Consider the following 20183-nt stretch of genomic DNA (forward strand, 5'->3'; position numbering starts at 1 on the left):
CCCCCTCAGCCGCGCTGCAGACCGCGTCTGCCGGGCGGCTCGGGCAGGTCGTCGCTGGCCAGCACGACCTGGTTGCGGCCGCGCTTCTTGGCCTGGTACATGGCGGCGTCGGCGCGGGCCATCAACCGTTCGTAGTCCGGGTGACCCTCATGCGCGGCCACGCCGATGCTGGCCGTGAGTGCCAGCGGCTGCCCGTTGGCGAGCTGCGCCGGCGTCTGTGCGATGTGCTTGCGCAGGTTTTCTGCGATCACCTCGGCCTGTGCCGCCGTGGCAGCCACCAGCACCACCACGAACTCCTCGCCGCCGTAGCGGAACAGGTAGTCGCTGCCGCGGGTGAGCTGGCCGAGCAGGGCGGCGACGTGCTGCAGGGCGCGGTCGCCGCCGTCATGGCCATGCGCGTCGTCGATCGCCTTGAAATGGTCCAGATCCAGCAGCAGTACCGAGAACGGCGTGTGGGTGCTGTTGGCCAGCTCGATTTCCCGGCGCAGCACGGTCGGCAGGAAGCGCCGGTTGAGCAGGTTGGTCAACGCATCGCTGCCCGCATCCAGCTCGCCGATGCGTTCGAAGAGCATGCTCATCAGCGTCCGTATGCGCGCCAGCTGCTCGCGGATGCCCTGCAGGGCGGCGAAGCGCGCGCCCACGTCGGCATGCGCCTGGGCGGCACGCAACTGCGCATCCACCGTGGCGATCAGGGCACCGACCTGCGCGGTCTCGCTGCTTTCGCCGAAGCTGGGAATGCCCTTGTGGGTGAACCACAGGCCGAACTCGGAGTGCGCCAGGTCGACGGTGTCGGCGTCGCTGGCCTGGCTGGCAATCGCGTAGAGCAGCGCGTTTTCCCAGTCGAGCAGCAGCGCACGCTGGCGCTCGCGTTCGGTGCTGACGTTCTGTACCAGTGAGAACAGGCGGTAGGCTGCATCGGTGCGCGAGGAGCGCTCGCGCGCATGCGTGTACGCCAGCGTCATGCCTTCCAGCGCGATGTCGACCGAGGCGCTCAGACAGGCGATTGCCTCGAACGCCACCGCACTGCTGGGTGCCTGCGCCACGATGCGCTCGAACAGGCGCTGTTTGAGCACCCGCGCGCCGCGCGTGACCAGATCCACCGGAATGCCCACGCGCGCGTGCACATCGCCGATCACGCGCTGCGCCGCCACCAGCGCCGGGATACTGGCCGGGGTCGCGGTGAGCAGCTGGCACAGCCAGCGCTGCATGGCCGGTTTCAGGCGCAGGCGGACCTGGTCGTGCGACAGGAAGCGGCTGGCGCGCGGGTCCTCCAGCAGTACGTCGTAGAAGTGGTGGGCCAGCTCCGGCGGCGAATCGGCGGCCAGGGCGCACAGCAGCGACGCGGCCGCCGCGCCGGTGGACTGCAGGGTATGTTGCCAGGCATCGGCCAGCGGTCGGCTGGCCTCGTCCAGGTTTGGAACGTTATCCACGATGATTGCTCTTCCCGCCACACAGGCCGTCGAACGTTAGCGGCCGTGCGCGGCTGTAATGAAGTTACAGAATGAACGCCGGCACAAGTGTAATAGTCTCCGCCGCACGCCCTGCTTAACCTGCGCTCCTTGTTCCGGAGGTACTGTCATGGCCCACGATCACGATCACCTGCCCAGCGAGATCCGCCACGAGAAACCGTTGTGGTGGGCGCTCGGGTTGACCACCACCTTCCTGCTGGTCGAGGTGGCGGGCGCCTTCTGGACCAACAGCCTGGCACTGCTGTCCGATGCGGCGCACATGGCCACCGATACCCTGGCGCTGATGATCGCGCTGGTGGCCGTGCGGCTCAGCCGGCGCCCGCCCGATGCCAAGCGCACCTATGGCTATGCGCGGCTGGAAGCGCTGGGCGCGATGATCAACGGCGGCATGCTGTTCGTGGTGGCCGGCTACATCCTGTACGAGGCGATCGAGCGGTTCCGCGCGCCACAGGAGATCGCCTCCACCGGCATGCTGGTGATCGCCGCGTTCGGCCTGGTCATCAACCTGATTTCGATGCGCCTGCTGCGTGCCGGCAGCGGCGAGAGTCTCAATGTGAAGGGAGCCTACCTGGAAGTCTGGGCCGATATGCTCGGCTCGGTGGCGGTGATCCTGGGGGCGCTGCTGATCCAGTGGACCGGCTGGAGGCCGATCGATCCGATCCTGGCGGTACTGATCGGGCTGTGGGTGCTGCCACGCACCTGGGTGCTGATGCGCGAGGCGATCAACGTGCTGCTGGAAGGCGTGCCCAAGGGCATGGACGTGGCAGCGGTGCGCACCGCGCTGTGCAGCCACGACGGTGTGGTGGATGTGCACGACCTGCATGTGTGGGCGCTGGCCTCAAGCACGCCGGCGCTGACCGCGCACGTGGTGATGGGCACCGGCGTGGACCCGGACCGGCTGCGGCGCGACCTGGGCGCGACGCTGCACGAACGCTTCGGCATCGACCATGTGACGCTGCAGATCGAGGCCGACCACTGCGGCGATGCCTGCAGTGTGGGCGCGCCGCGGCCGGCCCATGCAGACGATCATGTCGGCCACGGCCACGGCCACGGCCACGATCACGACCACGACCACGACCACGACCACGACCACGACCACGGTACGCATGTTCACGGCGGCACGGGCGAGCGCCGCCGCAGCGGCCCGGACGCGCAGGGCCATCACGGCCATCCGCACCCCTGACCGTGGCGTACGCAGGCGGGCCGGGCGGGCTTGCCGCTACAATGCCCGCCTGCCTTGCCATCTGTCGGAGATACTGCAGTGACCCGGAAACTCGTACTGTTGCGCCACGGCCAGAGCCAGTGGAACCTGGACAACCGCTTCACCGGCTGGGTGGACGTGGAGCTGACCGAGCAGGGGCGCCGTGAGGCCGCCGCCGCCGGTCGTCTGATGCGCGAGGAAGGCCTGCAGTTCGATGTGGCGCACACCTCGGTGCTCAAGCGCGCCATCCACACCCTGCAGGGGGCACTGGCCGAGCTGGACCAGGACTGGCTGCCGGTCAGCAAGAGCTGGCGCCTGAACGAGCGTCACTACGGCGGCCTGCAGGGCCTGGACAAGGCCGAGACCGCCGCGAAGCATGGCGAGGACCAGGTCAAGATCTGGCGCCGTTCCTACGACATCCCCCCGCCGGCAATGGACCGCGAAGACCCGGGCCACCCGATCCACGACCGCCGTTACGCCGGTCTGGACCGCAATGCGCTGCCGGGCACTGAATCGCTGGCGACCACGCTGGACCGCGTGCTGCCGTACTGGTTCGATTCGATCGCTCCGCAGCTCAAGGATGGCAAGACCGTGCTGGTCACCGCGCATGGCAACTCGCTGCGCGCGCTGTACAAGTACCTCAACAATGTGTCGCAGGAAGCCATCCTGGAACTCAACATCCCGACCGGTATCCCGCTGCTGTTCGAGCTCAACGACGACCTCACCGTGCAGTCGTTCCGCTACCTGGGCGACCCGGAAGCGGCACGCAGGGCCGCCGAGGCCGTGGCCAATCAGGGCAAGGCGAAGTAGCGCCCCTCCACCCGCGGCAGGTCGCGCCAGGCAAAGCCGGGCGCTGCCCGGCTGCCGTTGGCGCCCCATGTGGGCAGACCCGTGCGGACCGACGCCCCGCACCCACCGCCAGGGGGAGGCTGCCCCGCACCCCCCGTGGCAGGGGGGTGACCTTTGGCCGGTCCCGAGCTTCCCCTCCCGCGCTACGCTCCGTGATTGCCCGCCATCCGGGCGTTGCATCCATCCGTAGCCGGAGAGTCGAATGAAGTTGTCCAAACTGGTCCCGCTGGGCCTGACCCTCGCCATCGCCGCGTCGCTGGCGTCGTGCGGCAAGACTGAACCCACCCCTGCGGCCACGGCCGATGCCGCTGCCAGGCCGGCCTTCGACCAGTCGCAGATCAAGACCGCGCTGATCTCCCTCAACAGCGCCGACCTGGACCCGACCATCGCGGCCTGCACGGACCTCAACGGGTTCGTCAACAGCAAGTGGCTCAAGGCCAACCCGGTGCCCAACGACCAGACCACCTGGGGCAGCTTCGAAATCCTGCGCGAGCGCTCGCTGGAAGTGCAGCACGCGCTGGTCCAGCAGGCGGCCGCCAGCCAGGCCAAGGCCGGTTCGGTGGAAGCCAAGATCGGCGACATCTGGAAGACCGGTTCGGACGAGGCGAAGATCGAAGCTGCCGGCATCGCGCCGCTGCAGCCGCAGCTGGACAAGATCGCGGCGCTGAAGGACACCGCCACCATCGCCCAGTATCTGCGCGACAGCCAGGCGCAGGGCCAGGGCGTGCTGTTCTCGCTGTTCGGCAATGCGGACTACAAGGATTCGGCCAACGTCATCGCCTACGTCGGCCAGGGCGGCCTGGGGCTGCCGGAAAAGGGCTATTACGTCGACGATGCGCAGGCCAAGATCCGCGACGCCTACGTGGCCTACATCGCCCAGGTGCTGACGCTGTCCGGCGTCGATGCCGAGCAGGCCAAGACCCAGGCCAAGGCCGTGCTGGACTTCGAAACCCGTCTGGCCAAGGCCTCGCTGTCGCGCATCGAGCTGCGTGACCCGTCCAAGCGCTACAACCCGATGAGCGCCGCCGAGGCCGACAAGCTGACCCCGAACTTCAGCTGGACCGCACTGTTCGACACCCTGAAGGTGCCGGCCGCGCAGAAGTTCTCGCTGGCCCAGCCGGCCTTCTTCGGCGAAGTGGACAAGATGCTGGCCGACGTGCCGGCCGCCACCTGGCAGGCCTACCTGCGCTTCCACACCATCGATGACGCTGCGCCGTACCTGAGCAGCGCCTTCGAGAAGGCCAACTTCGACTTCTACGGCACCACCCTGCGTGGCCAGAAGGAAATGCAGCCGCGCTGGAAGCGCGTGCTGGAATCGGTCAATGGCGCCATCGGCGAAGGCCTGGGCCAGCTGTACGTCGATGCCGTGTTCCCGGCCGAATCCAAGGTGGCGATGCAGCACCTGGTGGAGAACCTCTCGGTCGCGCTGAAGGCGCGTCTGGAGAAGCTGGAGTGGATGAGCGAAGACACCCGCAAGAAGGCGCTGGAGAAGTGGGCCAGCTTCACGCCGAAGATCGGCTACCCGGACAAGTGGCGTGACTGGTCGGGCCTGGAGACCAACGGCGACAGCTACCTGGCCAACATGCAGGCCGCGCGTGCGTTCAACTACCGCTTCATGCTGGCCAAGATCGGCAAGCCGGTCGACAAGACCGAGTGGGGCATGACGCCGCAGACCGTCAACGCCTACTACAACCCGACCAAGAACGAGATCGTGTTCCCCGCAGCGATCCTGCAGGCGCCGTTCTTCGACGCCAAGGCCGATCCGGCGCTGAACTACGGCGGCATCGGTGCGGTGATCGGCCACGAGATGATGCACGGTTACGACGATTCGGGCAGCCAGTTCGCCGCCAACGGCAACTTCGACAACTGGTGGACCGACACCGACCGCAGTGCTTTCACCCAGCGGACCGACCAGCTGGTTGCGCAGTTCGACGGCTATGAATCGCTGCCGGGCGTGAATGTGAAGGGCAAGCTGACCCTGGGCGAGAACATCGGTGACCTGGGTGGCCTGACCGTGGCCTATGACGCGCTGCAGATGGCGTTGAAGGAAGACCCGAAGGTGAACGTGCCGGTCGACGGCTATACCCAGGACCAGCGCTTCTTCATGAACTGGGCTACCGTGTGGCGCCGCAACTTCACCGAAGGCGAGCTGCGCGTGCGCCTGAACACCGATCCGCACGCGCCGGCAAACTTCCGTGCCAACGGCGCGCCGTCGAACATGCCCGCCTATGCGCAGGCATTCGCGTGTAAGGCCGGCGACGGCATGGTGCGTGCCGACGACAAGCGTGTCGTGATCTGGTGATCGCGCGCGGTTGATGCACACAGAAAACCCGGCAATTGCCGGGTTTTTTGTGGGCCGACCGCAGGGACTCAGCCCAGGCCCGGTTCGCGGCGCAGCAGGTGTTGGAACGCACCCAGGACCTGTGGATCGATCATGCCGCCGGAAGCGTCCTCCAGCAGGAACATGACGCGGCTGCGCTCCATCGCATCGCGGTAGGGCCGCTCACTGGTCATGGCATCCCAGGCGTCGACGACGGTGAGGACGCGGGCGGCCAGCGGAATGTCGCTGCCACGCAGGCCATCGGGGTAGCCGCTGCCATCGTAGGCCTCATGGTGGCCGCGGATCAGGCGTGCCACCGCCTGGGCATCGGCGCGGCCGGTAGCGGCGAAGATGCGTTCGCCGCGCTCGGGGTGCGTGCGCATGATCGCGCGCTGATCGTCGTCCAGGCGTGCCGGATGCAGCAGGACATTGTCGGGAATGCCGATCTTGCCGATGTCGTGGAAGCGCGCGGCAAGGGCCAGGTGCGACAGGTCGGTTGCATCGAGGTCGCAGTAGCGTCCCAGCTGCTCGCACATCGTGCCGACGCGGTCGCAGTGGAAACGGGTATAGGGGTCGCGCATCTGCAGCGACATCGACAGCGCGTCGATGGAGCAGGCGAGGGGGGGATCGGTGGGACGGGGGAGGGGATCGGTCACGGTCACAACTTCAAGGGTCCCGGCCACCTGCGTGGCCGGGACCGGGTGGATCAATGCTTCTGCAGGTTGATGCGGTGCTGCTTGGCGTAGGCATCCTGGGCATCGCTCAGGGACTGCATTTCCACGTCCATGCGCTCACCGATGGCGGTCAGCTTCTCGGCCATCGGCGCGATCTGCTCCTGGCTGTAGCCATCCGGCAGCGCGGCGATCTGCAGCAGCACGCCGAACAGTTCCTCGGCGGTCTGCACATAGGTGCGCAGCTTCTGGTGCAGGTCCTTGGCGTCGTCGGCCGGGGGCATCTGGTCGATGCTGACCAGGCGGTCCTTCATCTCCTTCTGCGCATTGCCCAGCGCGAACGTGAAGGTGCCCAGGCCCTTGCCTTCCTGCAGTGCACGCTGCAGCTGTTCGCTCTGCGGCCCGACGGTCCATTGCTGCACGGTGCTGGTGGTGCCGTTCCAATATGCGACGTTCTCGGTGAGGTAGTCGCGGGCGCTCATGCCGCCACCACAGGCGGTCAGCAGGGCCAGCACGGCGGCCAGCAGCAGGTAATGGAATCGTTTCAAAGCAACTCTCCTTGTCGCGGGCAAAAGAACAGGGTGAGCCCCTCCGGCCCGCTGAGCGAAGGGGGTCGGGGGAGCGGTCAGCCCGGCGCGAGCGTCAGCAGCAGCGCCTTGGCGGCGCTGAAGCGGTCTTCGGGCAGGGGCAGGGGGTGGCGGATGCGCAGCTTGTCCGGGCCGTCCATGCTGTACAGCTTGGGCTGCTTCTGGATCAGCTGGATGACCGCCATCGGGTCGATGTCCGGCTTGGCATCGAACACGATGCGGCCGCCGTTCTCGCCCAGCTCAAGCTTGCGGATGCCGCGCGCGTTGGCCTGCAGCTTCAGCTCGGCCACCGCGAACAGGTGCTTGGCCGGATCGGGCAGCAGCCCGAAGCGGTCGATCATCTCCACCTGCAGTTCGCGCAGGTCGTCCGGATCGCGCGCGCTGCTGATGCGCTTGTACAGGGTCAGGCGGGTGTGCACATCGGGCAGGTAGTCGTCCGGAATCAACGCCGGCACATGCAGTTCCACTTCCGCGCCGCGCGCTTCCTCGCCGGCGTCCAGATCGGGCAGCTTGCCCAGCCGGATGCTGCGCACGGCGCGTTCGAGCAGCTCGGTGTACAGGCTGAAGCCGACCTCGGCCATCTGCCCGCTCTGGTCCTCGCCGAGCAGTTCGCCGGCACCGCGGATCTCCAGGTCGTGCGTAGCCAGAGTGAAACCCGCACCCAGTTCGTCCATCGAGGCGATCGCCTCCAGGCGCTTCTCGGCGTCGGGGGTCATCGACCGCTTGTCCGGCACCACCAGGTAGGCGTAGGCCCGGTGATGCGAACGGCCGACGCGGCCGCGCAACTGGTGCAGCTGGGCCAGGCCGAAGCGGTCGGCGCGGTTGATGATGATGGTGTTGGCGTTGGGGATGTCGATGCCCGACTCGATGATCGTGGTCGACAGCAGCACGTTGAAGCGCTGCTTCTGGAAATCGAGCATCACCCGCTCCAGTTCGCGCTCGGGCATCTGCCCGTGGGCGATGCCGATGCGCGCTTCGGGCACCAGCTCCGCCAGGTCGCGCTGCATGCGGCCGATGCTTTCCACGTCGTTGTGCAGGAAATACAGCTGGCCACCACGCGCCAGCTCGCGCTGGAACGCTTCGCGCAGCAGCGCGTTGTCCCAGGCGGTGATGAACGTCTGCACCGCCAGCCGGTTCGGCGGCGGCGTGGCGATGATCGAAAGATCGCGCAGCCCGGCCATCGCCATGTTCAACGTCCGCGGGATCGGCGTGGCGGTCAGCGTCAGCAGGTGCACGTTGGCGCGCATGGCCTTCAGCGCTTCCTTCTGGCGCACGCCGAAGCGCTGCTCCTCATCGACCACCACCAGGCCCAGATCCTTGAATTTCACGTCCGGCTGCAGCAGGCGGTGGGTGCCGATGATCACGTCGATCGTGCCGGCGGCGACTTTTTCCAGCTCGGCCTTGATTTCCTTGCTGGTCTTGAACCGCGACAGCACCTCCACCCGCAGCGGCCAGTCGGCAAAGCGGTCGCGGAAGTTGCGGTAGTGCTGCTCGGCCAGCAGCGTGGTCGGCACCAGCACGGCCACCTGCTTGCCGGCGCTGGCGGCGGCAAAGGCGGCGCGCACGGCCACTTCGGTCTTGCCGAAGCCCACGTCGCCGCACACCACCCGGTCCATCGGCTGGCTGCTGGCCAGGTCGCGCAGGGTCGCATCGATGGCAGCGAGCTGGTCGGGGGTTTCCTCGAACGGGAAACCGGCCGCGAACGGTTCGTACATCGAGCGGTCCACGTGCAGCGCCAGACCGGCACGGGCGCGCCGACGGGCCTGGATCTCCAGCAGCTCGGCGGCCACGTCGCGGACCTTCTCGGCGGCCTTGCGCTTGGCCTTGGTCCACTGCTCGCCTCCGAGCGAATGCAGCGGGGCGGTCTCGGCCGAGGCGCCGGAGTAGCGGCTGATCAGGTGCAGCTGGGCGACCGGTACGTACAGGCGGTCGCCCTTGGCATATTCGATTTCGAGGAACTCGCCCGGCATGCCGCCGGCGTCGAGCACGATCAGGCCGCGGTAACGGCCGACGCCGTGATCCTCGTGGACGATCGGCGCGCCTTCGGTGAGCTCGCCGAGGTCGCGGATGATCGCTTCGGGCTCGCGCCCGACGCGGCGGCTGCGGCGGGTCTGGCCGGCGCGTTCGGGGAACAGCTGGCGTTCGGTCAGTACCGCCAGCGCCGGATCGTCCAGCGCGAAGCCGTCTTCCAGCGGCGCCACGGTGATGGCCAGACGCAGGTCCGGCTGGGCCAGGAACGTCGGCAGGTCGGCGACCACCGGCGGTTTGAGCTCGGCGGCCTGCAGCACTTCCAGCAGCGCCTCGCGGCGACCTGGCGAGTCAGCGGCGATCAGCACGCGGCCGGGATAATGGCCAATGAACGATTTCAACGCCTCGCCGGCCGGGGCATCGCGCGCGGCCACCGGCAGGGGCGGCAGCGGCTGGTCGCCCAGCGCGTGCGCCTCGGCGATGCGCGGGTGGTCGGCGGCCCACACGTCCACGCGCGGCAGGGTGTTGAGGCGGCTGTTGAAGGCCTCGGGACTGAGGTACAGCTCCTGCGGGGCCAGCAGCGGCCGTTCCACATCGTGGCGGCGCTGCTCGTAGCGGTTCTGGGTCTGCGCCCAGAATGCGGCCGCGGCGTCGCCGACGCCCGGTACCACCAGCGGCAGCACGTTGGGCTGCAGGTAATCGAACAGCGTGGCGGTCTGGTCGAAGAACAGCGGCAGGTAGTACTCCACACCGGCCGGTGCCAGACCTGACTTGAGGTCCTGGTAGAGCGCACTGCGCCGCGTGTCCACGTCGAAGCGTTCGCGCAGGATGGCGAGCACCCGCGCGATGCTGGCATCGTCCAGCGGAACTTCGCGGCCCGGCAGCATCCGTACCGCATCGACCTTGTCCAGCGAACGCTGCGACTCGGGGTCGAAGGCGCGGATCGAATCGATGTCCTCGTCCAGCAGTTCCACCCGCAGCGGCGCGTCTGCGCCCATCGGGTAGACGTCGAGCAGCCCACCGCGCACGGCGAAATCGCCCGGGTCCATCACCTGCGGGACATTGCGGTAGCCGGCCGATTCCAGGCGACGCTTCTCGGCGTCCAGGTCCAGGCGTTGTCCCACCGTCAGGTCGAAACTGCCGCCGACGATGTACTTCAGCGGCGCCACGTGCTGCAGCAGGGTCTGTACCGGCACCACGACGATGCCGCGCTTCAGCGTGGGCAGGCGGTGCAGTGCGGCCAGGCGCTGGGAAATGATGTCCGGGTGCGGGCTGAACGCATCGTAGGGCAGGGTTTCCCAATCCGGGAACGCCACCACCGGCAGGTCAGTGTCGTTCCCCAGCAGGGTACGCAGGTCCGACTCGATCTGGTTGGCGCCGTGGTTGTCGCGCGCGATGACCAGCAGCGGCCCGTCGTGGGCCTGCGCGGCACGCGCGACATACCACGCCAGCGCGGTGGCCGATGCGGGGGCGCGCCACCAGGCGCGGAGCTGTCCGGAACGAGGCAGCGGCGGTGCGGGAGGGGAGGTGCGTGACATGAACCGGCGATTTTAGCAGACCCCGCGCCAACGACCGTGGACACCGACGTGCCGGCCAGGGGCCGGCATGAGGTCAGCTGTCGAGCTCGAGCACCATGCGCACCAGGCCGGGCGTGCCCTGCGGGTGCGGGACCGGCTGGAACCCCAGCGAGGCAGCCAGCTGCTTCATCGGCTCGTTCTCTTCGGCGACATCGCCGTAGAGACGGTCCAGGTATTTGCCGCGGGCCCACTTGACCAGCTTGCGCATCAACTGGCGGCCCAGGCCCTGGCCGACCAGGAAACGGCTGACCAGGATCGCGTACTCGGCCTCCCGGGTGCCCTGGATGATCGAGGCGCGTGCGACCGCGCCGACCACGGCCTCACCGGCCGGCAACGACTCCGCCGCGACCAGGGTGATCTCGGTCTTGGGGTTGGGGTGGGTCAGCCGCTGCGTGGTTTCCGGGGACAGTTCGGTCACCGACTGCAGGAAACGGTCGCGGATCTCTTCCGGGCCGAACAGGCTGAAGGCGGCGTGAAGGGGCGCACCGTCTTCCGGGCGGATCGGGCGGATCAACAGCTCATGCCCGCTGGGGGCTTTGAAGGTCTCGTGCCAGGGCGGCATGCGGTTACGGGTAGCCATACCGGTGGTTCCTTGGTGGTCTTCGGATTCTCGCATCCCCGGGGCAGGCTTCCGTGAACGGAACGCTCACAGACCGCCGCCCCGGTGACGGGGGCTCATTCGGCCTGCTTGAGCCACTGCAGGCGGGTCGAGGCGCCGGCCTCGCCCAGGTGCTGCTTCAGTGCCGGCATGGCCGGGGCCAGGATCTGGTCGAACTGCCACGGCGGGTTCAACAGCAGCATGCCGCTGCCATTGAGCCGCAGCGGGGAGTCGTCGGGCCGGATCAGCAGCTCGGCGGTCAGCACCGAGCGGACCGGCAGCGCCACGGCCTTGCGCAGGAAATGCAGGATGCTGCGGCGCTGTTTGATCGGGAACCAGATCGCGAAGGTGGCCTGCGGCCAGCGACCCAGGATCTCGGTCACCGACGCCAGGATGCGCTGGTACTCGGCGTCCTGCGCCTCGTAGGGCGGGTCGATCAGGACCAGTCCGCGGCCGATCTTGACCCCGTTGGCCTTGGGCGGCAGCAGGGCCTTGTTCTGGGCGTAGCCGTCGGCGTGGTAAACGCCGACCCGGGCGTCGTGGGCGAACAGGGCCTTGAGCGAGGCCACTTCGTCGTCCTGCACTTCGCAGACCGCCATGCGGTCCTGCGCACGCAGGGTCTGGGCGGTGAGCAGCGGCGAGCCGGGGTAGCTGATCATGGCCCCGACCGGATTGTCGGCCTGGACGGCCTTGAGGTAGCGCTCGATCACGGCCGGCTGCTGCGGCTGGGCCATCAGGCGCATGACCCCGTCCTCGGCCTCCAGGGTCTTGCGGCTCTCCTCGCTGGCCAGCAGGTAGCGGCCAGCGCCGCCGTGGGTATCGAGCACGAAGAACGGGCTGTCCTTGCGCTTGAAGGTGTCGAGCAGGGCAAGCTGGACGACGTGCTTGAGCACGTCGGCATGGTTGCCGGCATGGAAGGCGTGGCGGTAGTTCATCGGGGCAGTGTACGGGGCGGGGGCGCCAGCGGCTATGCTGGGCGGATGAGCCACCCCCTGCACAACGTCCTGGTGGTCGAGGACGAAACGGCCATCGCCGAGACCGTTCTGTATGCGCTGCGCAGCGAGGGCTACGCCGCCCGCCACTGCCTGCTCGGCAACGACGCCCTGGCCCGGTTGCGCCAGCAGGCCTACGATCTGGTGGTCTTGGATGTGGGCCTGCCGGACATGAGCGGGTTCGAGGTCTGCCGCAGCCTGCGCACGTTCAGCGAAGTGCCGGTGATCTTCCTGACCGCCCGCAACGACGAATTCGACCGGGTGCTCGGCCTGGAGCTGGGGGCGGACGACTACATGGCCAAGCCGTTCTCGCCCCGCGAGCTGGTGGCGCGGGTGCGGGCGCGGCTGCGGCGGGCCGGCAGCAGTGCCGCGCCCGAGAGCGCGGGCTGGCAGCAGCTCGGGCGTTTCGCGATCGACCGCGAGGGCCGCCGGATCCGTTTCGGCGAGCAGTTGCTGGACCTGACCCGTTACGAATACGCCCTGATGGCCGCGCTGCTTCAGCGCCCGGGGGCGATTCTCAGCCGGGCCCAGCTGATGGACCGCGGCTGGGACAGCGATGCCGACAGCGCCGACCGCACGGTCGACACCCACGTGAAGACCCTGCGCGCCAAGCTGCGCGCCGCAGGTGCCGATCCCGACCCGATCCGCACCCATCGCGGGCTGGGCTACGCGCTGGAGGCGTAACGGTGCGCCTGGGTCTCAAACTGTTCCTGGGCTTCTTCCTGATCGTGGGCATCGCCGCGTTCTTTGTGATGCGCATCTTCGTCAATGAAGTGAAGCCGGGCGTACGCCAGGCGATGGAGTCGACCCTGGTCGATGCGGCCAACGTGCTGGCGGAAATGGCGGCGGCCGATCTCAAGGCGGGCACCCTGCGCAACGGCACCTTCGTGGCCAATCTGGCGCGCGCACAACAGCGCGATCCCAAGGCGATGGTGTGGCGCTTTCCCAAACGCACGCTGGACTACCAGGTGACCATCACCGACGCCAAGGGCATCGTGGTCTACGACTCCCGGGGCCGTGACGTCGGCCGCGACAACTCGCGCTGGAACGATGTCTACCGCACGCTGCGCGGCGAGTACGGCGCACGCTCCAGCCCGGAGACACCGGGCGATGACACCCATTCGGTGATGCATGTGGCCGCGCCGATCCTGGACCCGGCCGATGGGCGCACGCTCATCGGGGTGCTCAGTCTGGCCCAGCCCAACCGCAGCATCGACCCGTTCATCGCCGCCAGCCAGCGCGCGATCGTCAAGCGCGGGGCGTGGCTGATCGGGTTGTCCGCACTGATCGGCCTGCTGATGACGGCCTGGCTGATGCACGGCGTCAACCGCCTCAACCGCTACGCCAAAGCGGTGAGCGCAGGCGAGCCGGTGCCGCCGCCGAAGCCACGCCGCGACGAGATCGGCGACCTCGGTCAGGCGCTGGAAACCATGCGCCGCAAGCTGGAAGGCAAGGCCTACGTGGAGCAGTACGTGCAATCGCTGACCCACGAAATGAAGAGCCCGCTGGCGGCCATCCGCGGTGCGGCCGAGCTGTTGCAGGAGCCGTTGCCCGACCCCGACCGCGAGCACTTCGCACGCAGCATCCAGGGCCAGGCGCAGCGCCTCACCGAAACCATCGACAAGCTGCTGGCGCTGGCCGAGGTGGAGCAGTACGGCTGGCTGCAGAAGCAGGAGCGCATCGCCCTGGCGCCGCTGCTGCGGGCCGCCGCCGATGCGGTGGCCGTCAGCGCGCAGGCGGCGGGGGTGACGATCGACGTGGACGCCCCAGGCGGACCGGACCTGCAGGGCGATCGCTACCTGCTGCGGCAGGCAGTGAACAACCTGCTGGAAAACGCCGTGGCCTTCGCGCCGCCCGGCAGCCGTATCGTGCTGCGCGCAAGCCCGGCTGACGGCGGCGTCGCGCTGCAGGTGGACGACGCCGGCAGTGGCGTGCCCGAGTACGCCCTCGAGCGCGTGTTCGAACGCTTCTATTCGTTGGCGCGGCCGGCGACCGGCCAGCGCAGTTCCGGGCTCGGCCTGTCGTTCGTGCAGGAGGTGGCGCGCCTGCATGGCGGCCGCGCGCGGCTGCGCAACCGTGCCGAGGGCGGCGCGCGGGCCGAGTTGTGGTTGCCGTTGCGGCCACCGTCAGCTCCCGCCCGGCGCTGAGCGCGCCGGGACTTCACACAGACTTCAAATTCAGCACAAACCCCGCACATCGGCGTGCGCGACGCTGGCGTCCTCCCAACCGAGGACGGGCGATGAAATCCCTGAAGATGCTGTTGCGGTTCGCCATTGTCGGCGGGCTGATCCTGGTGCTGCTGATTCCCCTGGCGCTGATCAAAGGCGTGATCAACGAACGCGAGGCGTATCGCAACGAGGCCTACCAGCGTGTCGCGCAGAGCCGGGCCGGCGCGCAGACGTTGACCGGTCCGATCCGCGTGGTGCCGTGGACCGAAACCCGCGAGGTCGAAGTGGTGGACGCGGCGGGTACCAAGAAGAAGGAAAAGCAGGTCGAGCAGGGCGAGTGGCTGCAGATGCCGTCCAAGCTGCAGGTGGACGGGCGGATGCAGCCGGACGAGCGCCGTGTGGGCCTGTTCCGGGTGCCGGTGTACAGCTGGAACGCCACCATCACCGCTGAATTCGCCGACGACGACTATCCCGCCAGGGACGGTCGCGTATATGGCACGCCGTACCTGACCGTGGGCATCGCCGACGTGCGCGGGCTGGTCGGCTCGCCGCAGCTGCACGTGGATGGACGGGCGCTGGACCTGTTGCCCGATCCGGGTCCGGTGCGCAACATCGCCACCGGCCTGCACGTGGATCTGGCTCCGTTCGACGACAACCGCGGTGGCGTGCTGAAGGCCAGTACGGTGGAACTGTCGCTGGTGCTGGACGGCAGCCGCTCGCTGGCGGTGGTGCCGGTGGGCGACGACAGCCGCATCGCGCTGCGCTCGCCGTGGCCGCACCCGCTGTTCGGCGGCAGTTTCCTGCCCAACCAGCGCAAAGTGGATGCACAGGGCTTCGACGCGCAGTGGGCGGTGTCCTCGCTGGCGTCGCGGGCGCAGCAGCAGCTGCGCAGCGCTGGCGATGCCGAGATTGAGTCGGTGAGCGTGGAGCTGGTCAACCCGGTGGACGTGTACACGCAGGCCGATCGTGCCAGCAAGTACGGCATCCTGTTCATTGTGCTGACCTTCGTGGGCTTCATCCTGTTCGAACTGATCAAGCATCTGCGCATCCACCCGCTGCAGTATCTGATGGTGGGGCTGGGCCTGGCGGTGTTCTTCCTGCTCCTGCTGAGCCTGTCCGAACACATTCCGTTCTGGATGGCGTACGCGGTCTCGGCAGTGGCCTGTATCGGCGTACAGGCGGTGTATCTGTCCGGGGTGCTGCACAGCTGGAAGCGCGGGCTGGGATTTGCCGCCATGCTCAGTGTGCTGTACGGCGCGCTGTACGGCCTGCTGATCTCGGAGAACAACGCGCTGCTGATGGGGTCGCTGCTGCTGTTTGCGGTGCTCGCCTCGGCGATGTGGATCACCCGCCGCGTGGACTGGTACGAACTGGGCGCCAGCCTCAAGTAAGCACGGAGACGACAATGATCACTTCCCGCCGTCTGCAGGAGCGCGCCAGCCGCGCCCTGCCGGCCCGACTGGGACGGTGTGCCGTACTGGCCGGGGAGGGCGCCGGCGACGGTTGGCCCTCCCCGCTGCAGGCCTTGCCGGGCGCGCGGGTCGCGCCCGGCCTGATGCGCTTTTCGATCGCGGCCGAGACCCGCGCCGCGGTGCTCGCCCGGGGGCTGGCGTTCCTGCGCGATGCGCGCCAGGCGCGCGGCAGCGTGCCGCAGCGGGCAGGGTGCGCCGCGTACCGGCCGTGGCAGGAGGGCGCGGCCGCGCTGGCGGAGGCGGGTATCGACGGGCTCCCGGCCGACTGGCCGCAGTACACGCCGGTATACGGCACCGCCACGCTCGACCGCAGTCGCTGGCTGCTCCTGATGCCGGTCCAGGGGGTGCTCTGGTATGGCTGGCGCGCGTGAGCGTCGCGATGCCGACCATGACTCATGGCCCGCGGGCAGCGGGCATGCCGCCCGCTAGACTCGCCTGTCGCGGCGGGTGCCGTGCAACGAAGGGTGGTCGAGTTGAAGCGGAGCATGTTCAAGCGGAACGCGGTGAAGTGGGGCGTGCTTGCCCTGGCCCTGGCGGTGAGTGGCGGTGCTGGTGCACAGGCGAAGGAGCCGGTGGACCTGGACATGGTCAGCCGCATCCGGCAGGAGGCGTTCCATCGCTCGCAGGTGATGGCCACCTTCAGCCACCTCACTGAACAGATCGGTCCGCGCCTGACCAACTCCCCGGCGATGTCCGAGGCCAATGCCTGGACCCGCAGCAGGTTCACGGACTGGGGCCTGCAGAACGTGCACGACGAAGCCTTCGATGCGTTCGGCCGCGGCTGGGAATTCAGCAACGCCAACGTCGAGATGCTCAGCCCGCGGGTGACCCCGCTGTACGCGCTGCCGAAGGCGTGGACGCCCGGCACGCGTGGTCCGGTGGAAGGCGAGGTGATCAAGGTCGACATCAAGAAGCTCGCCGACCTCGACCAGTACAAGGGCAAGCTCGCCGGCAAGATCCTGCTGCTCAACGATGCGCGCGATTACGCACGCGCCAGCAGCGCCGACTCGCACCGCCACGATGACGCCGGGCTGGCCGAACTGCAGGTGTTCGCGGTGCCCAAGGACGTGGCCGACGCCAAGGCCGACCGCGCCAGGAAGGCCAAGGAATATCTGGAAAAGCAGGCGCTGACCCGTGCCACCAACGCCTTCTTCGCCGAGCAGGGCGTGCTGGCGACCATCAGCATCAGCGGCTGGGACAACGGCATCATCCGTGTCGGCGGCGGTGGGTCGCGCAAGGCCGGCGAGCCGGTCGGCGTGCCGGAACTGGCGATGATGGCCGAGCACTACAACCAGCTGGTGCGCGCGCTGGACCACAAGCAGCCGGTGAAGCTGCGCGTGGACGTCCAGGCACGTTTCACCGACGACACCGACCAGCCCGGCTACAACACGCTGGCCGAGATCCGCGGCAGCAGCAAGGCCGACGAGATCGTGATGCTCGGCGCGCACCTGGATTCGTGGCACACCGGCACCGGTGCGGCCGACAACGCGGCCGGCGTCGCGGTGATGATGGAAGCCATGCGCATCCTCAAGGCGGTGGGCGCCAAGCCCAAACGCACCATCCGGGTGGCGTTGTGGAGCGGTGAGGAGCAGGGGCTGGTGGGCTCGCAGGACTATGTGTCGCGCCACCTGGCCCGTTACCCCGAACCGACCGACCCGCAGCAGCTGACGCTGCCGGCCTCGATGCGCGAACCGACCGGGGCGTTGCAGCGCCAGCGCGATTACGACCGGTTCTCGGCGTATTTCAACATGGACAACGGCTCGGGCCGCTTCCGTGGCATCTACGCACAGGAAAACCTGGCGGCCGTGCCGATCTTCGAGGCCTGGCTCGCACCGTTCCACGATGTCGGTGCCACCACCGTGGCCACGCGCAACACCGGCAGTACCGATCACATCGCCTTCGACCGCGTCGGCCTGCCCGGTTTCCAGTTCATCCAGGATCGCCTGGACTACTTCACCAACGTCCATCACAGCAACCTGGATACCTGGGACCACGCCGAGCCGGAGGACCTCAAGCAGGCAGCGGCCATCGTGGCGTCCTTCGTCTACCACGCCGCGATGCGCGAGGAAAAGCTGCCGCGCAAACCGCTGCTCGCGCCCTGATCCGGCGCTGCCTGCCGCTCATGGCGTGGCGGCGGTGCCGAAGGGCGCAGCCGTGCGCGCCAGGGCCAGGCGGAACTGGCGTGGCCCGGTATCGCTGCTGGCCGGCAGTTCATGCACGTGCACGGCCTGCAGGGGGGCGTGTCCGTCCTGCTCGATCGCCATCAATTGCCGCGCCAGCAGGTCCTGGGTCCGGTGGGGCCCGGACAGGACGGCCAGACACAACGACGCATCGCAGGCCAGGGTGTGCAGCGACAGCGGGGGCAGCAGGGTCGCAAGGTAGCCGTCCAGGCCTTGGTGCAGCCGCATTATGGTGCGTGGATCAGGACTGTCCTGGCGCCCTCGCCATTCGTCCAGGAGGGCATGGAACGCGGTGTCGTCGGACAGCAGTCCGCCCAGCGCACGCAGCGGGGTGTCGACCTGGCCGGGTGGCCCGGTCATCCGGCGGGACCGCAGCGTCGGCTCCAGCATGCGGGTGATCCAGGGGGCCAGGCGCGTCGCCTGGACCCGCGGCATCACCGGGCCGGGCGGGGCGGGAACCTCCGGCCAGCTGACCACTGCCATCACCGCCACCCCCAGTGCGAGCACCAGCGCGCTGGCGGGCGCGGCAACATGCAGGACGGGGGCGCGGGGGCGAGCGGGATGGTGCATGGAAACCTCCGGCAGTGCGGGTTGCAGGACGGTGGGCGTGCCACCGCGCAGCCATGAAAGCAGGGCGCGCCCTGGAAATCTTTAGGAATTGGCCGGTTTTCGCATGTGCGGCCGCAGGCGGGTAAAATTGCCGGGATTCCCGTTCCCCGAGCCCTCCATGATCTGCCGCACCCGCTTTGCCCCCAGTCCCACCGGTTACCTGCATATCGGTGGTGCCCGCACCGCGTTGTACTGCTGGCTGGAAGCCCGTCACCGGGGCGGCGAGTTTGTGCTGCGCATCGAGGACACCGACCGCGAACGCAGCACCCAGGGTGCCATCGACGCAATCCTGGAGGCGATGGACTGGCTGGGTCTGGGCTACGACGAAGGTCCGATCTACCAGACCGACCGCGTCGCCCGTTACAAGGCGGTGGCCGAACAGCTGGTTGCCGACGGAAAAGCCTATTACGCCTACGAGACCAAGGAAGAGCTGGATGCGATGCGCGAGGCCGCGATGGCCCGCCAGGAGAAGCCGCGTTACAACGGCGCCGCGCGTGAGCTGGGCCTGCCGTACCGCGACGACCCCAATCGCGTGATCCGCTTCAAGAATCCGCTCGACGGCACGGTGGTGTTCGACGACCTGATCAAGGGGCGCATCGAGATCGCCAACAGTGAACTCGACGACATGGTGATCTTCCGTCCGGATGGCTTCCCCACCTACAACTTCGCGGTGGTGGTGGACGACTGGGACATGCGCATCAGCGAGGTCATCCGCGGCGACGACCACATCAACAACACTCCGCGGCAGATCAATCTGTACGAAGGGATCGGCGCGCCGGTGCCGAAGTTCGGCCACATGCCGATGATCCTGGACGAGCAGGGCGCCAAGCTGTCCAAGCGCACCGGCGCGGCCGACGTGATGCAGTACAAGGATGCCGGCTACCTGCCCGATGCACTGCTGAGCTATCTGGCCCGGCTGGGCTGGTCGCACGGCGACCAGGAGCTGTTCACCCGCCAGGAGCTGATCGACCTGTTCGACGTGACCCACTGCAACTCCAAGGCCGCGCGCCTGGACATGGCCAAGCTGGGCTGGGTCAACCAGCACTTCCTGAAGACCGTTGACCCGGCCGATATCGCACCGCACCTGGTCTACCAGCTGAACAAGCTGGGCCTGGACCTGGCGGCAGGCCCGGCCCCGGCCGACGTCGTGGTGGCCCTGCGCGACCGCGTGCAGACGCTGAAGGAAATGGCCGAGAAGGCCGTGGTCTGGTACCAGCCGCTGACCGACTACGACGAGGCGGCGGTGACCAAGCACTTCAAGCCGGGCGCGGAACTGCCGCTGGGCAAGGCCCGCGAGCTGCTCGCCGCAGCCGGCGAGTGGACGGTCGACAGCGTTTCGGCCGCCCTGCACGACGTGGCCACCGCGCTGGAGATCGGCATGGGCAAGGTCGCCCAGCCGCTGCGCGTGGCCATCACCGGTACCCAGGTCAGCCCCGACATTTCCCAGACCGTGTTCCTGGCCGGGCGTGAAGAGGCCTTGAAACGCATCGACGTCGCACTCACTAAAGTACCGTCGGCCTGA

At 68.3% G+C, this 20183-nt stretch carries 16 protein-coding genes; 9 read left to right on the forward strand and 7 right to left on the reverse strand.

What is annotated here, in order from left to right; genetic code table 11:
- Positions 1-5: 5 nt before the first annotated feature.
- Positions 6-1430 carry a GGDEF domain-containing protein gene (locus ACPEH8_RS00735; protein WP_423665810.1) on the reverse strand — a complete coding sequence of 475 codons (1425 nt, stop codon included), beginning with the start codon at positions 1428-1430 and terminating at the stop codon, positions 6-8.
- A 148-nt stretch (positions 1431-1578) separates the two neighbouring features.
- On the opposite strand from ACPEH8_RS00735, the gene ACPEH8_RS00740 reads away from it, so the two are divergent.
- The 3 genes from ACPEH8_RS00740 (at position 1579) to ACPEH8_RS00750 (ending at position 5821) form a co-directional block, all read left to right on the forward strand.
- Entirely contained in the window at positions 1579-2652 is a 1074-nt protein-coding gene (locus tag ACPEH8_RS00740; RefSeq protein ID WP_423665812.1) for a cation diffusion facilitator family transporter, read from the forward strand.
- Positions 2653-2730: 78 nt separating this feature from the next.
- Positions 2731-3480, forward strand: coding sequence for a 2,3-diphosphoglycerate-dependent phosphoglycerate mutase (gene gpmA / locus ACPEH8_RS00745; protein WP_017356036.1), 750 nt, complete (start codon positions 2731-2733; stop codon positions 3478-3480).
- Between the two features lie 241 nt (positions 3481-3721).
- Positions 3722-5821, forward strand: a complete 2100-nt coding sequence (locus ACPEH8_RS00750) for a M13 family metallopeptidase (protein WP_136004348.1) — start codon at positions 3722-3724, stop codon at positions 5819-5821.
- 68 nt (positions 5822-5889) lie between these two features.
- On the opposite strand, the gene ACPEH8_RS00755 is transcribed toward ACPEH8_RS00750, so the two are convergent.
- The 5 genes from ACPEH8_RS00755 to ACPEH8_RS00775 form a co-directional block, all read right to left on the reverse strand.
- Positions 5890-6495, reverse strand: a complete 606-nt coding sequence (locus tag ACPEH8_RS00755) for an HD-GYP domain-containing protein (RefSeq protein WP_037591213.1) — start codon at positions 6493-6495, stop codon at positions 5890-5892.
- 50 nt (positions 6496-6545) lie between these two features.
- Positions 6546-7058 carry a hypothetical protein gene (locus ACPEH8_RS00760; RefSeq protein WP_017356033.1) on the reverse strand — a complete coding sequence of 171 codons (513 nt, stop codon included), beginning with the start codon at positions 7056-7058 and terminating at the stop codon, positions 6546-6548.
- Between the two features lie 77 nt (positions 7059-7135).
- Positions 7136-10603 carry a transcription-repair coupling factor gene (gene mfd / locus ACPEH8_RS00765; RefSeq protein WP_153164453.1) on the reverse strand — a complete coding sequence of 1156 codons (3468 nt, stop codon included), beginning with the start codon at positions 10601-10603 and terminating at the stop codon, positions 7136-7138.
- A 73-nt stretch (positions 10604-10676) separates the two neighbouring features.
- A complete protein-coding gene (locus tag ACPEH8_RS00770) occupies positions 10677-11222 on the reverse strand; it encodes a GNAT family N-acetyltransferase (RefSeq protein WP_017356031.1) in 546 nt (181 codons plus the stop codon).
- A gap of 95 nt (positions 11223-11317) precedes the next feature.
- Positions 11318-12175 carry a 23S rRNA (adenine(2030)-N(6))-methyltransferase RlmJ gene (locus ACPEH8_RS00775; RefSeq protein WP_136004345.1) on the reverse strand — a complete coding sequence of 286 codons (858 nt, stop codon included), beginning with the start codon at positions 12173-12175 and terminating at the stop codon, positions 11318-11320.
- Positions 12176-12220: 45 nt separating this feature from the next.
- Between ACPEH8_RS00775 and creB the strand changes: the two genes are divergently transcribed.
- The 5 genes from creB (at position 12221) to ACPEH8_RS00800 (ending at position 17974) form a co-directional block, all read left to right on the forward strand.
- A complete protein-coding gene (gene creB, locus ACPEH8_RS00780; RefSeq protein WP_153164452.1) occupies positions 12221-12916 on the forward strand; it encodes a two-component system response regulator CreB in 696 nt (231 codons plus the stop codon).
- A 2-nt stretch (positions 12917-12918) separates the two neighbouring features.
- On the forward strand, positions 12919-14379 hold the full coding sequence (gene creC, locus ACPEH8_RS00785; RefSeq protein WP_136004341.1) for a two-component system sensor histidine kinase CreC: 1461 nt from the start codon (positions 12919-12921) through the stop codon (positions 14377-14379).
- 92 nt (positions 14380-14471) lie between these two features.
- The gene (gene creD, locus ACPEH8_RS00790; protein WP_136004339.1) at positions 14472-15791 is read left to right on the forward strand and encodes a cell envelope integrity protein CreD; all 1320 of its coding nucleotides are present in this window, start codon (positions 14472-14474) and stop codon (positions 15789-15791) included.
- A gap of 14 nt (positions 15792-15805) precedes the next feature.
- Positions 15806-16243 carry a hypothetical protein gene (locus ACPEH8_RS00795; RefSeq protein ID WP_136004337.1) on the forward strand — a complete coding sequence of 146 codons (438 nt, stop codon included), beginning with the start codon at positions 15806-15808 and terminating at the stop codon, positions 16241-16243.
- 114 nt (positions 16244-16357) lie between these two features.
- Complete coding sequence (locus tag ACPEH8_RS00800; RefSeq protein ID WP_423665814.1) at positions 16358-17974, forward strand: M28 family metallopeptidase; 1617 nt, start codon at positions 16358-16360, stop codon at positions 17972-17974.
- A gap of 18 nt (positions 17975-17992) precedes the next feature.
- Here the strand turns inward: ACPEH8_RS00800 and ACPEH8_RS00805 are convergent, their stop codons facing one another.
- Positions 17993-18622, reverse strand: a complete 630-nt coding sequence (locus ACPEH8_RS00805) for a hypothetical protein (RefSeq protein ID WP_262072211.1) — start codon at positions 18620-18622, stop codon at positions 17993-17995.
- A 157-nt stretch (positions 18623-18779) separates the two neighbouring features.
- On the opposite strand from ACPEH8_RS00805, the gene gltX reads away from it, so the two are divergent.
- A complete protein-coding gene (gene gltX / locus ACPEH8_RS00810) occupies positions 18780-20183 on the forward strand; it encodes a glutamate--tRNA ligase (protein ID WP_136004331.1) in 1404 nt (467 codons plus the stop codon).

Source organism: Stenotrophomonas sp. NPDC077461 (assembly GCF_049545475.1).
GTDB classification, from domain to species: Bacteria; Pseudomonadota; Gammaproteobacteria; order Xanthomonadales; family Xanthomonadaceae; genus Stenotrophomonas; species Stenotrophomonas nematodicola.

Bases quoted from the DNA above. Each gene is read 5' to 3' on its own strand.
- ACPEH8_RS00740 (WP_423665812.1), top strand. From the start codon at position 1,579: ATGGCCCACGATCACGATCACCTGCCCAGCGAGATCCGCCACGAGAAA.
- ACPEH8_RS00750 (WP_136004348.1), top strand. From the start codon at position 3,722: ATGAAGTTGTCCAAACTGGTCCCGCTGGGCCTGACCCTCGCCATCGCC.
- mfd (WP_153164453.1), bottom strand. From the start codon at position 10,603: ATGTCACGCACCTCCCCTCCCGCACCGCCGCTGCCTCGTTCCGGACAG.
- ACPEH8_RS00770 (WP_017356031.1), bottom strand. From the start codon at position 11,222: ATGGCTACCCGTAACCGCATGCCGCCCTGGCACGAGACCTTCAAAGCC.
- ACPEH8_RS00775 (WP_136004345.1), bottom strand. From the start codon at position 12,175: ATGAACTACCGCCACGCCTTCCATGCCGGCAACCATGCCGACGTGCTC.
- creB (WP_153164452.1), top strand. From the start codon at position 12,221: ATGAGCCACCCCCTGCACAACGTCCTGGTGGTCGAGGACGAAACGGCC.
- creD (WP_136004339.1), top strand. From the start codon at position 14,472: ATGAAATCCCTGAAGATGCTGTTGCGGTTCGCCATTGTCGGCGGGCTG.
- ACPEH8_RS00795 (WP_136004337.1), top strand. From the start codon at position 15,806: ATGATCACTTCCCGCCGTCTGCAGGAGCGCGCCAGCCGCGCCCTGCCG.
- ACPEH8_RS00800 (WP_423665814.1), top strand. From the start codon at position 16,358: ATGTTCAAGCGGAACGCGGTGAAGTGGGGCGTGCTTGCCCTGGCCCTG.
- ACPEH8_RS00805 (WP_262072211.1), bottom strand. From the start codon at position 18,622: ATGCACCATCCCGCTCGCCCCCGCGCCCCCGTCCTGCATGTTGCCGCG.
- gltX (WP_136004331.1), top strand. From the start codon at position 18,780: ATGATCTGCCGCACCCGCTTTGCCCCCAGTCCCACCGGTTACCTGCAT.